Genomic DNA, 16652 nt, shown 5'->3' on the forward strand with positions numbered 1-16652 from the left:
GCGGTGGGGTGGGTAGTCGCGAAATCATCCCTCCGGCGGATCCCCCGCACGAAGTCCGGAGGCTAAAGTGTGCCTTGCCCCGTCGCAATTGCGTCGGTCGCTCCCGAGATCCTCCGCCACCGCGAGGCCGTGGGGCGTTTGAAGAAGGACTTGGACCCATGCTCTTGCGACTCATCCTCCAGTACTCCAAGCCATACAAGCGCTGGATCGCGGCCGTGCTGCTGCTCCAGCTGGCCACGACCATCGCGACGCTGTTCCTGCCCAGCCTCAACGCCCGGATCATCGACGAGGGCGTCACGCAGGGGGACACGGACTTTATCTGGCGCACCGGCGGCGTGATGCTCGCCGTCGCGTTCGTGCAGGTGTTGACCGCCGTCGCCGCCGTGTACTTCGGCGCGAAGACGGCCATGGCGATCGGGCGGGACCTGCGCAGTGGCGTCTTCCACACCGTGTCCGCGTTTTCGGCGCGCGAGGTGAACCGGTTCGGGGCACCGACGCTCATCACCCGCGGCACGAACGACGTCCAGCAGGTGCAGATGCTGGTGCTCATGGGGCTGAACTTCATGGTCTCCACGCCGATCATGTGCATCGGCGGCATCATCATGGCCCTCCGCGAGGACCCGGGCCTGTCCTGGCTGGTCTGGGTGTCCGTGCCGGTGCTCGTGTTGGTCGTCGGTTTCCTGGTCTACCTGCTGATGCCCCTCTTCCGCCTGATGCAGGAGCGCATCGACTCCATCAACGGCGTCCTGCGCGAGCAGATCATCGGGATCCGCGTGGTCCGCGCGTTCGTCCGGGAACCGTACGAGACCCAGCGCTTCGCGGCCGCCAACGAGCGCCTGACCGAAGTCGGCGTCAAGGTCGGCAACCTGTTCGTGCTGATGTTCCCGCTCATCGGGATGGTCCTCCACCTCGCCACCGCGTCCGTCCTCTGGTTCGGCGGGCAGCGCGTTGATTCCGGCGAGATGCAGGTCGGCGCGCTGACCGCGTTCCTGCAGTACCTGCTGCAGATCCTCATGGCCGTCATGATGGGCACCTTCATGGCGATGATGATCCCGCGCGCCGCGGTGTGCGCCGAGCGCATCGCCGAGGTGCTCGACGTCGAGCCCTCGCTTCGCGACCCGCCCACGCCGGCCGTCGAGGTCCCGCGCACGGGAACGGTCGAGTTCCGCGGCGTCGCGTTCGGGTACCCCGGCGCCGCCGCGCCGGTTTTGTCGGGCCTGACCTTCACCGCCGAACCGGGCAAGACGACGGCGATCATCGGCTCCACGGGAGCCGGCAAGACCACGCTGCTGAACCTCATCCCGCGGCTGTACGACGCCGACGCGGGCGACGTCCTGCTGGACGGCGTCCCCGTGGGGGCGATGACGCGCGCGCAGATCTCCGAGCGCGTGGCCGCGGTGCCGCAGCGTCCGTACCTCTTCTCCGGGACCATCGCGTCCAACCTGCGCTTCGGCAAGCCGGAGGCCACCGAGGCCGAGCTGTGGGAGGCCCTCGAGACAGCGCAGGCCGCCGACTTCGTGCGCGAGCGGGCCGAGGGTCTCGAATCACCCGTGTCCCAAGGCGGGACGAACGTGTCCGGCGGACAGCGGCAGCGGCTCTGCATCGCCCGCGCGCTGGTGGCCCGTCCCTCCGTGTACCTCTTCGACGATTCGTTCTCGGCGTTGGACGTCGCGACGGACGCGCGGCTGCGGGCGGCCCTCAAGGGGCCCACGCGGGACGCGGCGGTGGTCATCGTCGCCCAACGGGTTTCCACCATCACCGAGGCGGACCAGATCCTGGTGCTGGACCGGGGCGCCGTCGTCGCCCGCGGATCGCACGGCGAGCTGCTGGAAACCTCGGAAACGTACCGGGAAATCGTCGAGTCGCAGAGCAGCGTGGAGGAGGTGGCCTAGATGGGAAAGCGCAACAGGGAAAGCGAAGCGCGGGCCGGGTCCACTACGACGCCCGAGGTCGAGGAATTCGAGGACATGTCCATGGACGACGGCTGGGGCGGGCAGCAGTCCGTCCGGAAGGCCAAGCGTTTCTGGCCGTCCGCCGCGCGGCTGATCGGCCTGCTGGCCCCGGAGAGGCTGGCCATGGCCGTGGTGCTGGTGTTCGTCTCGGCCAGCGTGGTGCTGACCGTCATCGCCCCCCGGATCCTCGGCCGGGCGATGGACGTGATCTTCTCCGGCGTCGTCGGAAAGAACCTGCCGCAGGGCGCCACGCAGGACCAGGTCATCGCGGGGCTGCGCGCCGAGGGACAGAACGACCTCGCGGACATGCTCTCCGGGATGGCCGTGGTCCCGGGCGCCGGAATCGACTTCGTGGAGCTCGGCCGCCTGATCATGATCGTGCTGGCCATGTACTTCGTGGCGTCGGCGTTCATGTGGGCGCAGGGCTACATCCTCAACCGCCTCGTCATGCGCGTGGTGTACAACCTACGCCGGGACGTCGAGGACAAGCTCAACCGCCTGCCCCTGAACTACTTCGACACCCGCCAGCGCGGCGACGTGCTCTCGCGAGTGACCAACGACGTGGACAACATCCAGAACGCGTTGCAGCAGGCGTTCGCCCAGCTGGTGCAATCACTTCTGATGGTGATCGGCATCATCGTCATGATGTTCATCGTGTCCTGGCAGATGGCGCTGATCGCGCTCGTCGCGTTGCCGCTCTCCGGAGCCGCCGCCGCCCTGATCGGCACGCGGGCGCAGGGACTTTTCGCCGCGCAGTGGAAGTCCACCGGCTCGCTCAACGGCCAGATCGAGGAGTCGTTCTCGGGCCACGACCTGATGAAGGTCTTCGGCCGCGAGGACGATGCGCGGGCGAGGTTCGAGGAACGCAACGAGGAGCTGTTCAAGGCGTCATTCGGCGCGCAGTTCGTCTCGGGGACCATCTTCCCGGTCATGCAGTTCATCTCCTACCTGGCGTACGTTGGGATCGCCGTCGTCGGCGGCCTGCGCGTGGCCTCCGGGCAGATGACGCTGGGCGACGCGACGGCGTTCATCCAGTACTCGCGCGAGTTCACCCAGCCGCTGGGCCAGATGGCGGGCATGGCGAACATGCTGCAGTCCGGCGTCGCCTCGGCCGAGCGCACGTTCGAGCTGCTCGACGCCGACGAGCAGGACCGCGAGAACGCCACGGCGAGCCTGCCGGAACGCACGGACGGCCACGTGGGATTCCACGGCGTGACGTTCTCCTACGATCCGGAGAAGCCGCTCATCGAGGACCTGTCCTTCGAGGCGCATCCCGGCCACACGGTCGCGATCGTGGGGCCGACCGGGGCAGGCAAGACCACGCTGGTGAACCTGGTCATGCGCTTCTACGAGCTCGACGGCGGGTGGATCACGGTCGACGGCGTGGACGTCACGTCCCTGTCGCGGGCCGAACTGCGCTCCAAGGTGGGCATGGTGCTCCAGGACGCGTGGCTGTTTAACGGCTCCATCCGGGACAACATCCGCTACGGGCGGTTGGACGCGACCGAGGAGGAGGTCCTGGCCGCAGCGGAGGCGACCTACGTCGACCGTTTCGTCCGGGCGCTGCCGGAGGGCTACGACACGGTGATCGACGACGAGGGGACCAACGTCTCCACGGGGGAGAAGCAGCTGATCACCATCGCCCGGGCGTTCCTGGCGAACCCGTCGCTGCTGATCCTGGACGAGGCGACGTCCTCCGTGGACACGCGCACCGAGCTCCTGGTCCAGCACGCCATGGCCGCCCTGCGCACGGACCGGACGAGTTTCGTGATCGCCCACCGGCTCTCCACGATCCGGGACGCCGACACCATCCTGGTGATGGAGTCCGGGCGCATCGTGGAGCAGGGCAACCACGAGGCGCTGCTGGCGGCCCGTGGCGCGTACCACCGCCTCTACGTCTCGCAGTTCGCCGCCCCGTCCCCCACCGAACCACGCGAAGTGGACAATACCGCGGTTAACTAACCCCCGGTAATGTCCACTTCGGGTGGCGGGGGCGGGCGGAGATAGGCTGGTCGGCATGCAGCACGTCCCGGGCCAGTTCCCCACACCCGCGCCACGGCGCCGGCAACCCGTCTTCGATCCGGGACCCTTCCGCCGCGGGGACGCGGTGGTCCTGCTGGCGTACGTGCTGTTGTTCGTTGTGGGGCTCGCCGGCCTGCTCACGCTGGTGCCCGGCTTCCACGAGACGTTCACGACGCCGGACAGCGCGTCGTTCGCGGTCAACCTCGTCGCCTACGCGGTGCTGTTCACGGCATCGATGATCATGGGCGTCGGCGCCCTGGCCTCCTCGCTGCGCACGTTCCGGTACCACCCGTGGGCCAAGGGCTTCCTGATCCCCGGCGCGTGGCTCGGGAGCCTCATCATCACCGCCAGCGTCCTGATGACCATGGGCGAGGCGGTGAAGAGCGAAAACCAGCTGGCGATCGAAGGCATGACGACGTCGGTGCCGTTCCCCACGATGTTCGTCGTGGCCGTGGTGATGGGTCCGTTCGTGGAGGAGTACGTTTTCCGCCACCTCCTGATCGGCAAGCTGAGCCGCAGGATCAACGTCTGGGTCTGCGTCGCGATCTCGATCGTCTTGTTCGCGGGCATCCACTTCATAGGAACCGGGTCCTTCGATCCGACGTCGTTGGTTCCGTACCTGACGCTCGGCACGGTGATCAGCGTGGCCTACGTCCTCAGCGGCAAGTCCCTGGCTTACGCGTACATCCTGCACGTGTTCAACAACGGCGTGGCCCTGGCGATCGCCTACACCGTGCTCCCGCTGCTGGAACAGTAGGTGGCCCGCGAACCGGACGGCTGGGCCGGCCACGCGCACGGAACTCCGGGGTACCGGCGGATGATCCTGGCCCTTTTCGCGGCCGGCGTGGCCACGTTCGCCCAGCTGTACTCGGTCCAGGGCGTCCTTCCGGAGCTCTCGCGCGACCTCCGGGTCGCCGAATCCCAGGCGGCGCTCGCCGTTTCCTCGGCGACCCTCGGCCTCGCCGTCGCCGTCCTCGGGTGGTCCGCTGCCGCCGACCGCTACGGAAGGCTCCGCACCATGACGGTCGCGGTCGTCGCCGCCGTCGCGCTGGGCCTGTTGGTTCCCGCGGCGCCGACCTACGAGACTTTGTTGGCCGTCCGCTTCGTCGAAGGGCTGGCGCTGGGCGGCATACCGGCGGTCGCTCTGGCGTACCTGAGCGAGGAGGTCGCACCGCTGCACGCGGCCGTCGCTGCGGGGACGTACATCTCCGGGACGTCGCTGGGCGGCCTGGCCGGACGCCTGGTGGCCGGACCGCTGAGCGAGTTCGTCAACTGGCGCGTGGGCACCCTGGCCGTGAGTCTTCTCGCCGCGGTCGCGGCGGCGGTGTTCATCGCGTCGGCGCCACGGCCGCGCGGGTTCGTGCCGGTTCCACGAAGATCGGCCGACGCCGTTCCGCTGCGCCTGTTGCTCGTCCGGAACCTGCGCAGCTCGCGATTGCTGGCGCTCTACGCGCAGGGCCTGTTGCTGATGGGAGGATTCGTCGCCGTGTACAACTACCTGGGCTTCCGGCTGGAGGCGCCGCCGTTCCTCATCCCGGTCTCGCTGGGTTCTCTGGTGTTCCTGGCGTACCTGTCCGGGACGTGGTCCTCGCGCAGGTCCGGCGCCCTCGTGGGCCGGTTTGGACGACTGCCCGTGCTGCTGGGTTCGATCGGGGCCATGGGGGCGGGCCTCGCGGTCACGCTCATCGACTGGCTTCCGGCCGTCGTCGCCGGCCTGCTACTGCTGACCGCCGGGTTCTTCTCGGCCCACGCCGTGGCCAGCGGCTGGGTCCCCGCGCTCGCGGTGGGCGGCCGCGCGCAGGCGGCCAGCCTCTACAACCTGGCCTACTACGGCGGATCGAGCCTCTTCGGCTGGGCCGTGGGACTGGCGTTCGCCCCGTGGGGTTGGCCCGGGGCGGCCGGCCTGGTGGGGTTGCTACTGGTCCTGGCCGCGGCCATCGCAACCGGGGCGCTGCGGGACGGCGCGGCACCGGCCGGAGCCTGATCCGCGGGGGACAGTCACGTGCCGGCGGGCTTGCCGCCGCCCGCAACGGGCCGCGCCATTTCGAGGGCCAGGTGCAACCGCAGGAAGGCGCCCAGCGTTGCGCTGCCGAAGTCCTTGTGGGTGGTTTCGGGCCACTGCTTCCGCAGGAGCGAGCCCAGCGCCGAGCCGGCGACCTTGCCATCGACGACCAAGGCGGGGTTCGCGCCGATCAGCGACTGGACGGTCTCCTTGTAGGCCTCGAGGGTCGGTGCGCCCGCGACGGCCGGAACGGCCTGCTTCGCTGCCGACTTGGGTGGGACGGACGGCGTCATGGCCTTTTTCGCCGGCGCCTTCGCCTCGATCCGGTCCGCGACGGGGGTGGCGGTCAGCCCCAGCGGGCCGAACTCGTACGCGTCGTCGGCCACGGAACGGAGCATGTGGCTGGAGATGCCGGCGTCCTCGTGGCCACCGGAGACGACCACGACGTATTTCCCGAGCGCGTGGAGCCGCCGCACCAGCGGGATGAAGCCCCCGTCGCCCGTGACCACCACGAAGGTGTCGATCCACGGGGAGTCGTGGGCGACGGCCAGCGCGTCGACGCACAGCTCGATGTCCGCCGCATTCCTCACCCGGGCTCCGAAGGAGAAGACCTGCACCGGTTCGATCCCGTGGCGCTGGATGTCGCCCTGGTATGCGTTCATGTCCGGGTGCGCCCAGTTGGCGTACGCGCGGACCACGGCCAGGCCCGCGCCGACGCCGGTGTGTTCCACCACGCGGCGCACCTCCGTGACCAGGTTCCCGAGCGGGACGGCGCCCACTGTCCGACCGTATCCGCCGAACAGGTTCTCCAAATCCACAAGAACGGCGACGTTTCGCCGCGGTGGCACACCACTAGCCATCAGACCCCCCAGTCCACGATTTACCGGCAAGCCTACCGCCGGCGTCGCACTAGGCTGTCAAGGTGACCCCTGACCCCCGCGCGGACGCCGCCGAGCCGCGCCATCTGGGCCGGACGATCCTCGCGCTCGCCGTCCCCGCGCTCGGCGCCCTCATAGCCGAACCGCTGTTCCTCATCGCCGACACGGCGATCGTCGGCCACCTCGGCATCGACGAACTCGCCGGCGCCGGCCTGGGCACCACGGTGCTGCACACCGCCGTCGGACTCATGATCTTCCTCGCCTACTCCACGACGCCGGCCGTCGCCCGCCATGTCGGAGCACGACGCCGGGACCTCGCCCTCGCGGCGGGACGGGACGGTATCTGGCTGGCCGTCGCGCTGGGCGCGGTGCTGGCGGTGGCCGGATGGCTGTCAGCGCCGGCGCTGTTGGGCGCCATGGGGGCCGACGGGGCCGCGCTCGGCTTCGCCGTCGACTACCTCCGCTGGTCCATGCCCGGCCTGCCCGCGATGCTGCTAGTCCTCGCCGCGACCGGAGTCCTGCGCGGACTGCAGGACACGAAGACGCCCCTGGTGGTGGCCGGCGTCGGATTCGGCGCGAACATCGTGCTGAACTACGCCCTCGTCTACGGCGCAGGGATGTCCGTTGCCGGCTCGGCGCTCGGCACGTCGATCGCGCAGTGGGGCATGGCGGCCGTCTACCTCTGGCTGCTGGTGCCCCGGACCCGCGCGGAGGGCGTGCGGCTGCGGCCGAGCCGTGGCGGCATGCTCGCCACCGGGAGGGTCGGGTCCTGGCTGATGCTGCGCACCGCCTCCCTGCGGCTGGCCCTGCTGGCGACCGTCTGGGTGGCTACGTCCCACGGCACCCTCACGCTGGCCGCACACCAGTTGGTGTTCACGCTCTTCACGTTCCTGGCGTTCGCCCTGGACGCGCTCGCCATCGCCGCGCAGGCCCTGATCGGCAAGGAGCTCGGCACCGGCAACACGGCCATGGCCCGCCGGCTGACCGCGACGATGACGCGCTGGGGCCTGCTGTTCGGCGTGGCCACCGGCGTGCTGCTGGCGCTCGCCGCCCCGTTCGTCGGCGCGCTGTTCACATCCGACGCCGATGTCCAGCGCGCCGCGGCCGTCGGCCTGTGGGTCCTGGCCGCCGCGCAGCCGGTGTGCGGACTGGTGTTCGTCCTGGACGGCGTGCTGATCGGGGCCGGGGACGCACGGTACCTCTCAATCGCGGGCGTCGTGACCCTGGTCGTGTACCTGCCGCTGCTGTGGCTCGTCGCCCTGACCGACCTTCCCGGCACGTCGGCGATCCTCTGGCTGTGGCTCGCCTTCGGCGTCGTGTTCATGTGCGCCCGGGCGGCCACGTTGCTCTGGCGCGTGCGCGGCGACGCATGGATGGGGGAGTCCGCGGGACTCACAGCGCAGACATAGCCTCCGCTGGGATGGTGCACGGGCGGATGGGATGGAATGGATACATCGCCCTCCCGAAAGGATGCATGGACACGAATCCCGCAAACTGCACCACCCGCCACCCCCTTGCCCGCCGTGTCGGCGCCGGCGCCAGCATCGCCGCCTTCGCAGTGGCGTGCGTCGCGCCGGCCGCCTCGGCAACCGCCGTTGACCCCGCGTTGGAGGGGGCCGGCAGCTCGTTGGGCCACGGCTACAGCGGCTACAGCGGCTCCCCCGGCACCGCGGCGGCCGCCACGTCGACCGCCGTCGACCCGGGCACCCGCACGGACGCCGCGGGCGTGTTGCTGGTTAAGACCGAGACCGCCTCCGGCGGAGGCGCCGGCACCGGAATGGTCCTGACGTCCGGCGGCCTGGCCCTCACGAACCACCACGTGGTGGAGGACTCCACCGAGGTGCGGGTGACCGTGGCGGACACCGGGGCCGTCCACACCGCCACGGTCGTGGGCAAGGACGAGGCGAACGACGTCGCCGTCCTCCAACTCAAGGACGCGTCCGCACTGGAGACCGTGTCCATGGACGACGACGGAACCCGGCCCGGCGAGGCGGTCGCCGCGATCGGCAACGGTCGCGGCCAGGGCTACCTGACGACCGTCGCGGGCGTGTTGGAGTCGACCGGCGAATCTCTCACCACCCGGGACGCGGGCGGTGCGGGGGAGAGGCTCTCCGGACTCCTCGCCACCGATACCGACGTGGTTCCGGGATACTCCGGTGGACCCCTCGTGGACGCGGACGGCGAGGTCGTCGGCATGACCACCGCGGCGTCGACCGGAAGCGAGATCAACGGCTACGCGGTTCCTGTCGCAACGGCGCTGGGCATCACCGAACAGGTCGCAGCCGGCGACGAGTCGGGGGCCGTGGACATCGGCCCCGATGCGGCGCTCGGCGTGGCGATCGCCTCGCCCGCCGCCGCTGCATCTGGGCCCCGGGGTGACGGACAACCGATGGAGGCGGGCGCCGCGGTCGTGGACGTAACGCCGGAATCGGTCGCGGACGCGGCGGGCCTGACCGTCGGCTCGACCATCACGGCGATCGGCGGTGTCGACGTCGGCGACCACGGGGATTTGGCGCGGACCCTCTCGGACCACGAGCCCGGGGACACGGTGTCGATGTCGTGGAAGGACGCCGATGGCGCGAACCGGACGGGTTCGGCGGTCCTGGATGCCAGCGGCACCAACTGACCGGGCCGTCGCGAACTAGAATCGGGAGGTGCCTGCCCTGACGACACCCCCCGAAATCGCCGAAGCGCTCTGGAAACCCGTGATGTTCAGGGCCGTGGTGGCCGCGGTCTTCGGTGGGCTCTCCGTGTTCTGGCCAACGCCGGGTGAGAACGTGTTCGCCTACGCGTTCGCCGCGTACCTGGTTCTGACCTCCAAGGCCGTGTGGGATTTCGCACAGGCCGCCGTCGTTCCCTCCCCCGTCCGCGGACTCCTCGGCGGAGCCGCGATCGCCTGGTCGCTCGCCGCCGTCTCCATGTTGCTCATGCCGGGTGGGAGTGCCGTGGCCCTTGCCGGAGGTTCCGCGCTGGTGCTGTCGGGACTGCTGGAACTGACCGCCTGGCTCCGTCACCGCGCCGGTCTCGTGGCCGTTCGGGATTTTCTGGTGACGGGTGTGGTCTCCGTCGGGACCGGCGTCGGCCTGCTCGGGTCGCTCGCGATGGGACTCGATCTGGACGCGCATGGACTGTTCGGCATCGCCGGCGGTGGTGCGATCATCGTGGCCGTGTTCGGCCTGATCGCCGCGTTCGGGTACCGGCACGATGCCAGACGCCCCGCCGAACCTCGCTAGACTGGGAGCCACACCATCCCTTCAGGAGGAACCCCCGTGGGCAACAACCCGTCCCAGCAGAAGCCCGACTGGCAGCAGAGCATCAAGGCGCCGTTGATCTTCTCGTTGGTCCTGGGCCTGGTCGCAGGCGTGGCCGCGTCCGTCTTCGCCACCGGAGGCTCCGACGAGCCGTTCCGCATCGACATCGGATTGACCGCGTTCGGCATCGCCTTCGTGGCGAGCCTGCTGGTTATTTCCGTGCTGACGATGGCAAGCAAGGACAACCCGAAGAGCCACGGCGGGGGTGCCGGCGTGAACCGTTCCTCGCTGAACCCGGACCGCCGCAAGCCCAAGGGCTAGCCTCAGGAGGCGGTCTCGACGCCGTCCTTGCCGTCCCATTCCCGCAGGAACTGTTCGCGGGTCATTTCCTCGAGGTCGCGCCGGATGAGGGCCACAAGACCCTCCGCCTCGTCGATGTTGTTGCCCGTGATGCGCAGTACCTCGGCGTTGTTGTCGATGCGGCGGACCACCGCCGTCGCGCCCATGGCGTCCGAGCCGTCGCCGCCGAGCACCGCGTCCGCGATGCCCACGAACCAGCGTCCGGCGGCCTTGAACGGTCCGTCGGTTGCCTTTTCCAGATCGACGTCGTAGTCGGCCGAGGCGTGCGCGGCCGGAATCTCGTGGGTCACGGTCGTTCCTTTCGTGGTTCCTGCGGCGGGTGGAACCGCCTGACCCCAGTCTATGACCGGATGCCCCCGCGTGGACGGCACACCTGCGGGCTACCCGTCCGTCCCGGCCGCCCGTGCGCGCCGCCGCCGATAGGCCCGGACATGCTCGCGGTTGGCGCAGTTCCCCGTGTCGCAGTACATCTTGGAGCGGTTCCGGGACAGATCGAGCACGACGGCGCCGCAGTCGTCCGCGGCGCAGACCCGCAACCGCTCCAGCTCCCCGGACCGCAGGACGTCGACGAACGCCATGGCGGCCTCGACGGCCATGCGTTCGGCCAGCGGGGCCTCCGGCGTCGTGGCGTGCAGGTGGTAGTCCCAATGGTCGTGCTTCACGAGCTGGGGAAGAGCGCGGGCGTTGCGCAGGATGTTGTTCACCGTGGCGACCGCCGCGTCCTCGTCGGCCAACCAGATGGACCTCAGCGTGGCGCGGAGCTGGCGCACCGCGCGCAACTCACCCGCCGAGTGGGTGCGCGATCCGGTGAACTGCTCCCGGGCTAGGAACTCGTCCAAATCGGCCCCGGTGAGGAGTCCGTCGACATCCGTCTCCGCGGTGTTGACCAGATTCACGACGGATGCGAGCGCAACCAATGTGTCAGGCGCAAAGCTCACTTTCGCTCCTGTCGGTTTTCGGTGGATTGGGCGTATGCTTCTTGTCATCAGTGTATCCGATTTTACTCATGACACCCGAAAGCAAACCATGGCAACGCAACAAGCACCGGGGAAGACCGCCATCCGTGGCCCCGCAATGACGGGCATTTGGATCGCGCTCTTCTCCTCGGCGGTTTTCGGGATCTCGGGATCCTTCGCGAAACCGCTGTTGGAGTCGGGATGGTCCAGCGGAGCGGCGGTTGGGGCCCGCATGGCCGGTGCGGCGCTGATCCTCCTGATTCCCACGCTCGTCGTCCTGCGCGGGCGGTGGGCGACCGTGTTGGAGAACTGGAAGCCGATCAGCCTGTTCGGGCTCTTTGGCGTCGGCATCTGCCAGTTCTCCTACTTCCAGGCCGTCGAGCGGCTGAGCGTGGGGGTCGCGCTGCTCCTCGAGTACCTGGCGCCCGTCCTGATCGTCCTGACCCTCTGGGCGCGGAGCCGGCGCCTTCCGGCCCCGCTCACCATCGCCGGGACCGTGGTCTCGTTGCTCGGGCTCGTCCTGGTGCTGAACCTGACGGGAACCGAGCGCGTGGACCCGATCGGCGTGCTGTGGGGGCTCGCCGCCGCCGTCGGGCTGGCCGTGTATTTCTTCATCACCGCCAAGGCCAACGCCACGCTCCCGCCGCTGGTGCTGGCCACCGGAGGCCTGGTGGTGGGTGCCGTCCTGATGTTCCTGCTCGGCGCCGTGCGCCTGCTGCCGATGGAGGCCACGTTCACGGACGTCGACTTCGTGGGCTTCGCGACGCCGTGGTGGGTCGCGCTGCTCGGACTCGTGGTGGTCGCGACGGTGATCGCGTACGTTTCCGGCATCATGGCCGCACGCGCCCTGGGCAGCAAGCTGGCGTCGTTCGTCTCGCTGACCGAGGTCCTGTTCGCCGTCCTGTGGGCTTGGCTGCTGCTCGGCGAGATGCCGGCGGGGATCCAGCTGCTCGGAGGGTCGCTGATCGTCGGCGGCGTTCTGCTGGTGCGCGCCGATGAGCTCCGCTCGCCCTGACTCGCCTTACCGCCCGAACCGCCGGAGCCGGAGGCTGTTCGCGACCACCAGCACGGAGCTGGCCGCCATCGCCGCGCCGGCGAGCATCGGGTTCAGGAGGCCCAGCGCCGCCACGGGGATGCCCAGCGTGTTGTAGAGGAAAGCCCAGAACAGGTTGGCCTTGATCGTCGCGAGCGTCTTGCGGGACAGCTCGATCGCCTGCCCGACCTGGGCTACGTCGTTGCCCATCACGGTGATGTCCGCGGCCTCGATGGCCACGTCGGTCCCCGATCCCATGGCGATGCCGAGATCGGCCTGCGCCAGCGCGGGGGCGTCGTTCACGCCGTCGCCGACCATGGCCACGACGGCCCCGGCCGCCTGCAACTGGCGAACCGCCTCCACCTTGCCCTCCGGCAGCACGTCGGAGAACACCGCATCCGGGTCGATTCCCACCTCGGCCGCCACCTGGCGTGCGACCGGTCCGTTGTCGCCGGTGAGCAACACCGGACGCAGGCCCAGGGCGCGCAGCCGGGAGATCGCGTCCGCGGATCCGGCCTTGACGGTATCGCGCAGGCCGAGGACGCCGGCCACGCCGCCGTCGACGGCGACCAGCACCGCCGTCGTGCCCTTGTCCTGGGCGGCGTGGAGCGCGGCGTAATCGGTGTCCCGGAGCTCGACGTCGTTGTCGGCCAGCCACTGGGCCTTGCCGGCCAGCACGACGGCGCCGCCGACGTCCGCGCGGACACCGCCGCCCGCCTCGGAGGCGAAGTCCCGCACCGTGGAGGCGACCCGGCGGAAGCCGTCGGCCTCCTCGGCGGCCTCGACGATCGCGCGGGCGATCGGGTGTTCGGATCCGGATTCGGCCGCCCCGGCGAGGGACAGCAATTGTTCGCGGCCGAAGTCCCCGAGCGTTTCGACGTCCACGACTGACAGCTTGCCCTCGGTGACGGTGCCGGTCTTGTCCAGCAGGACCGTGTCCACCCGGCGTGTGTCCTCGAGGACCTGCGGGCCGCGGATGAGAATGCCCAGCTGGGCCCCGCGGCCGGTGCCGACCAGCAGGCCGATCGGCGTGGCCAGGCCCAGCGCGCACGGGCAGGCGATCACCAGCACGGTGACCGCGGCCGTGAACGCCGGTCCCAGTTCGCCGCCGATGGCCAGCCAGAGCACGAACGTCAGCACGGCGATGGCCAGCACGATCGGCACGAAGACGGCCGAGATGCGGTCGGCGAGCCGGGCGATCGGCGCCTTGCCGGTCTGCGCCTCGGAGACCAGGCGCCCCATCTGCGCCAGCGTGGTGTCGCGGCCCACGCGCGTGGCACGGACCAGGAGCCGGCCGGAGGCGTTGATCGTGGCGCCGGTGACGGTGTCGTCCGGGCCGACGTCCACCGGCACGGATTCGCCGGTGATCAGGGAGGTGTCGACGGCGGAGGCGCCCTCGACGACGTAGCCGTCGGTGGCGATCTTCTCGCCGGGACGCACCACGAACTCGTCGCCGGGGACCAGATCGGCGGCGGGGACGCGGACCTCGCGTCCGTCGCGCACGACCGTGGCCTCCTTCGCGCCCAGGTCCAGCAGGGATTTCAGCGCGTCGCCGGCGCGGGCCTTGGCCCGCGCCTCGAGGAACCGACCGAGCAGCAGGAACGTCGCAACGACGCCGGCCACTTCGAAGTAGAGCTGGTGTCCGGCCCCGTCCATCGCCATGCCGGTGCCCGCGTGTTCGGTGAGGCCGGGGTCCGCGATGAGCTGCCAGGCGGAGAAGAAGTAGGCGGCGAGCACGCCGATGGACACCAGCGTGTCCATGGTGGACGCGCCGTGGCGGGCATTGATTGCGGCTGCCCGGTGGAACGGCCAACCGGACCAGAGGGTCACCGGCGTCGCGAGGGCGAACGCCACCCAGCCCCAGTGCGGGAACTGCGCGGCGGGGACCATGGAGACGATGAACAGCGGCACCGTGAAGATGGCGGCGACGATGAGCCGCGGCGCCAGCTGGCGTGCCGTGCCCCCGTGTCCCATGTGGTCGCCCGCGCCGTGGTCCGAGTGGTCCGCGGGAGCCCCGGGAGAGCCGCCGAATCCCGGGCCAGCGCCGTCGTCGTTCCCCGTCGTGGCGCCCCGGGCACCCGGGGGGTGGTGGGCGTGGGCATCGCGCTTGAGACTGGCCTGGTAGCCGGCCGAGCCGACGGTGTCGATGAGCTGCTGGTCGGTGACCTCGTCCGGAACGGTGACCCGCGCGGACTCGAGCGGCAGGTTGACCAGCGCCTCGACGCCTTCGATCTTGCCGAGCTTGCGCTCGACCCGACCTACGCACGAGGCGCAGGTCATTCCCCGGATGTCCAGCTCGACAATCCGGCCGGCACCTCCGGCCGTGTCCTCGTTGCCCATGTCTTTGCCTCCTTACGCGTTGTTTCCCACCACGGTGTAGCCGGCCTCGGCGACGGCCTCGCTGAGCGTCGCCTCGCTGACGTCCGTGGCGGAGGTGACGGTCGCGGTGGACACGCCCCCGGCGACGAGTTCCACCTGGACGTCCTGAACGCCGGCGATGGACTGGATTTCCTCGGTGACTGAGGCGACGCAGTGGCCGCAGGTCATGCCGTCGATGCTGATGGTCTTGGTGTTCATGGTGGATCCTTTCAGGTGGGTGTCAGCGAAGCAGACGGCCGATGGCGGCCGATGCCTCGCGGACCTTGTCGTTGACGATCTCCGGGTTGCCGGCGGCTTCGGCGTCGCGCGCGGCGCCGACGACGCAGTGGGCGATGTGCCCCTCCACCAGGCCCAGGCTGACCTTGTGGAGGGCGGCGTTGACGGCCGAGATCTGCGTGAGGATGTCGATGCAGTACTTTTCGTTCTCGACCATGCGGGCGATGCCCCGCACCTGCCCCTCGATCCGGCCGAGCCGCCGGAGGAGCCCCTCCGTGTCCGTGGTGTAGGCGTGTTCGCGGTGTTCGTCCCCGCGCGCTGGTTCCATTGACATGCTGCGAATATACCCCCGGTGGGTATCCGGGGTCAAGTACCCCTGGGGGGTATCTTTCCGGTGTGCCGACACCGCCGGGACGGGCCCCGTTGCTATGCTGTCCCGGTGCCAGTGAACCAGCTTTCCGTCCGCCCGATCACCCCCGACGAGCACCGCGCCCACCTGGCCACGCGCCCCGAGTCCAGCTTCCTGCAGCTGCCGGCCTGGTCCGGCGTCAAGCGCGAATGGCGCGCCGAATACCTGGGCTGGTTCGATGCCGCGGGCGAGCTCCGGGGTTCCGCGCAGGTCCTCCACCGTCCGGCGCCCGTCATCAAATGGACTTTGGCCTACCTCCCGGAGGGCCCGGTGATCGACTGGGAGTCCGTCTCCGCACCGGACGTCTTCGAGCCCATGCTGGCGCACTTTCGCCGCAACCGCGTTTTCCTGGTGCGGATGGGCGTGCCGCTGATCGGCCGCCGCTGGACCGGTGCGGCGGTCCGCAAGGCGCTGTCCGCGGGCGGCCACGCGCTGGTCACCGAGCTGGAGCCGGCGCACGACGACGGACGCGCCGCCCTCGTGGCGGCCCAGCTGCGCACCACGGGCTGGCGCAAGCAGGACGTCGGCGAGGACTTCGCCGCCGGCCAGCCCGAGTTCCAGGCCCGGATCCCGCTGGTGTCCGACGACGGAACGCCCCTCGACGTCGACGGTGTCCTCGCGGGCATGAACCAGAACGCCCGCCGCGAGACCCGCAAGGCCGCTTCGGGACCCCTCGAGGTCCAGACGGGCGGGGAGGGGGACATCGAGCGCTTTCACGCCATCTACCGCGAGACCGCCGAGCGCGACGGATTCACCGGGCGGCCGGCGCACTACTTCGCCACCATGCTCAACGAGCTCAACGCGCACGCGCCCGGGACGTGCACGGTGTACTTCGCCGTGCACGAGGGGCGCGACCTCGCCGCCGCCATCCGCGTGCACAGCGGGCACGGCGCCTGGTACGTGTACGGGGCGTCGTCGGCCGCCGAACGCAAGCTCTTCGCGCCAAAGGCCCTGATCCACCGCATGGTGGAGGATTCGCTGGCGGAGGGCTGCCGCTTCCTGGACCACGGCGGCGTCTCGGCGACCCTGGACAAGGAGCACCACCTCGCGGGGCTGACCCTGTTCAAGACGACGCTGGGCTGCGACGTCGTCCAGACGGTCGGCGAGTGGGACTACCAGCTCAACCGCCCGCTGGCGGCCGGATTCAACCTCTACATGAAGAAGCGCACCAAGCACTAGCCGGCGTCGTACCCG

16 protein-coding genes are annotated in these 16652 nt (G+C 70.0%); 10 read left to right on the forward strand and 6 right to left on the reverse strand.

All coding sequences use genetic code 11. The features are described 5' to 3' along the window. The first annotated feature begins 158 nt into the window (after window positions 1–158). Genes ACHAAJ_RS10270 through ACHAAJ_RS10285 form a run of 4 tightly spaced genes read left to right on the forward strand, consistent with a single transcriptional unit; the run spans window position 159 to window position 5958 of the window. Window positions 159–1892, forward strand: a complete 1734-nt coding sequence (locus ACHAAJ_RS10270; protein ID WP_435728043.1) for an ABC transporter ATP-binding protein — start codon at window positions 159–161, stop codon at window positions 1890–1892. Further along, a complete protein-coding gene (locus ACHAAJ_RS10275; RefSeq protein ID WP_435728044.1) occupies window positions 1893–3914 on the forward strand; it encodes an ABC transporter ATP-binding protein in 2022 nt (673 codons plus the stop codon). It abuts the gene before it with no gap. A 55-nt stretch (window positions 3915–3969) separates the two neighbouring features. Next, window positions 3970–4731 carry a CPBP family intramembrane glutamic endopeptidase gene (locus ACHAAJ_RS10280; RefSeq protein ID WP_435728045.1) on the forward strand — a complete coding sequence of 254 codons (762 nt, stop codon included), beginning with the start codon at window positions 3970–3972 and terminating at the stop codon, window positions 4729–4731. Between the two features lie 60 nt (window positions 4732–4791). Next, window positions 4792–5958, forward strand: coding sequence for an MFS transporter (locus ACHAAJ_RS10285; protein WP_435728075.1), 1167 nt, complete (start codon window positions 4792–4794; stop codon window positions 5956–5958). A gap of 14 nt (window positions 5959–5972) precedes the next feature. Here the strand turns inward: ACHAAJ_RS10285 and ACHAAJ_RS10290 are convergent, their stop codons facing one another. Further along, a complete protein-coding gene (locus ACHAAJ_RS10290) occupies window positions 5973–6836 on the reverse strand; it encodes an NYN domain-containing protein (RefSeq protein WP_435728046.1) in 864 nt (287 codons plus the stop codon). A gap of 62 nt (window positions 6837–6898) precedes the next feature. Here ACHAAJ_RS10290 and ACHAAJ_RS10295 point away from each other — a divergent pair, with 62 nt between their 5' ends. From ACHAAJ_RS10295 to ACHAAJ_RS10310, 4 genes are all read left to right on the forward strand, one after another. Further along, window positions 6899–8263, forward strand: coding sequence for an MATE family efflux transporter (locus tag ACHAAJ_RS10295; RefSeq protein WP_435728047.1), 1365 nt, complete (start codon window positions 6899–6901; stop codon window positions 8261–8263). Between the two features lie 65 nt (window positions 8264–8328). Further along, window positions 8329–9480, forward strand: coding sequence for a S1C family serine protease (locus tag ACHAAJ_RS10300; protein WP_435728048.1), 1152 nt, complete (start codon window positions 8329–8331; stop codon window positions 9478–9480). A 28-nt stretch (window positions 9481–9508) separates the two neighbouring features. Next, the gene (locus tag ACHAAJ_RS10305; protein ID WP_435728049.1) at window positions 9509–10087 is read left to right on the forward strand and encodes a hypothetical protein; all 579 of its coding nucleotides are present in this window, start codon (window positions 9509–9511) and stop codon (window positions 10085–10087) included. Window positions 10088–10123: 36 nt separating this feature from the next. Next, on the forward strand, window positions 10124–10426 hold the full coding sequence (locus ACHAAJ_RS10310; protein WP_435728050.1) for a hypothetical protein: 303 nt from the start codon (window positions 10124–10126) through the stop codon (window positions 10424–10426). 2 nt (window positions 10427–10428) lie between these two features. Here the strand turns inward: ACHAAJ_RS10310 and ACHAAJ_RS10315 are convergent, their stop codons facing one another. Both ACHAAJ_RS10315 and ACHAAJ_RS10320 read right to left on the reverse strand, forming a co-directional pair. Beyond that, a complete protein-coding gene (locus tag ACHAAJ_RS10315) occupies window positions 10429–10755 on the reverse strand; it encodes a hypothetical protein (protein WP_435728051.1) in 327 nt (108 codons plus the stop codon). A 90-nt stretch (window positions 10756–10845) separates the two neighbouring features. After that, complete coding sequence (locus ACHAAJ_RS10320) at window positions 10846–11403, reverse strand: CGNR zinc finger domain-containing protein (protein WP_435728052.1); 558 nt, start codon at window positions 11401–11403, stop codon at window positions 10846–10848. A gap of 88 nt (window positions 11404–11491) precedes the next feature. Between ACHAAJ_RS10320 and ACHAAJ_RS10325 the strand changes: the two genes are divergently transcribed. Next, window positions 11492–12436 (forward strand): EamA family transporter, encoded by a 945-nt coding sequence (locus tag ACHAAJ_RS10325; RefSeq protein WP_435728053.1) that lies wholly within the window; start codon window positions 11492–11494, stop codon window positions 12434–12436. A gap of 6 nt (window positions 12437–12442) precedes the next feature. Here ACHAAJ_RS10325 and ACHAAJ_RS10330 read toward each other — a convergent pair whose 3' ends face one another. Genes ACHAAJ_RS10330 through ACHAAJ_RS10340 form a run of 3 tightly spaced genes read right to left on the reverse strand, consistent with a single transcriptional unit; the run spans window position 12443 to window position 15383 of the window. After that, window positions 12443–14794, reverse strand: a complete 2352-nt coding sequence (locus tag ACHAAJ_RS10330; RefSeq protein WP_435728054.1) for a heavy metal translocating P-type ATPase — start codon at window positions 14792–14794, stop codon at window positions 12443–12445. Between the two features lie 12 nt (window positions 14795–14806). Further along, window positions 14807–15031 (reverse strand): heavy-metal-associated domain-containing protein, encoded by a 225-nt coding sequence (locus ACHAAJ_RS10335; protein ID WP_435728055.1) that lies wholly within the window; start codon window positions 15029–15031, stop codon window positions 14807–14809. 22 nt (window positions 15032–15053) lie between these two features. Next, window positions 15054–15383: a metal-sensitive transcriptional regulator gene (locus ACHAAJ_RS10340; RefSeq protein WP_435728056.1), complete on the reverse strand. Its 330-nt coding sequence runs from the start codon at window positions 15381–15383 to the stop codon at window positions 15054–15056. A 105-nt stretch (window positions 15384–15488) separates the two neighbouring features. Here ACHAAJ_RS10340 and ACHAAJ_RS10345 point away from each other — a divergent pair, with 105 nt between their 5' ends. Then, window positions 15489–16637 carry a lipid II:glycine glycyltransferase FemX gene (locus ACHAAJ_RS10345; protein ID WP_435728057.1) on the forward strand — a complete coding sequence of 383 codons (1149 nt, stop codon included), beginning with the start codon at window positions 15489–15491 and terminating at the stop codon, window positions 16635–16637. Window positions 16638–16652: the final 15 nt, after the last annotated feature.

The sequence above is a fragment of the Arthrobacter arnarulunnguaqae genome (genome assembly GCF_051262515.1).
In the GTDB taxonomy this organism is placed as follows: domain Bacteria; phylum Actinomycetota; class Actinomycetes; order Actinomycetales; family Micrococcaceae; genus Arthrobacter_N.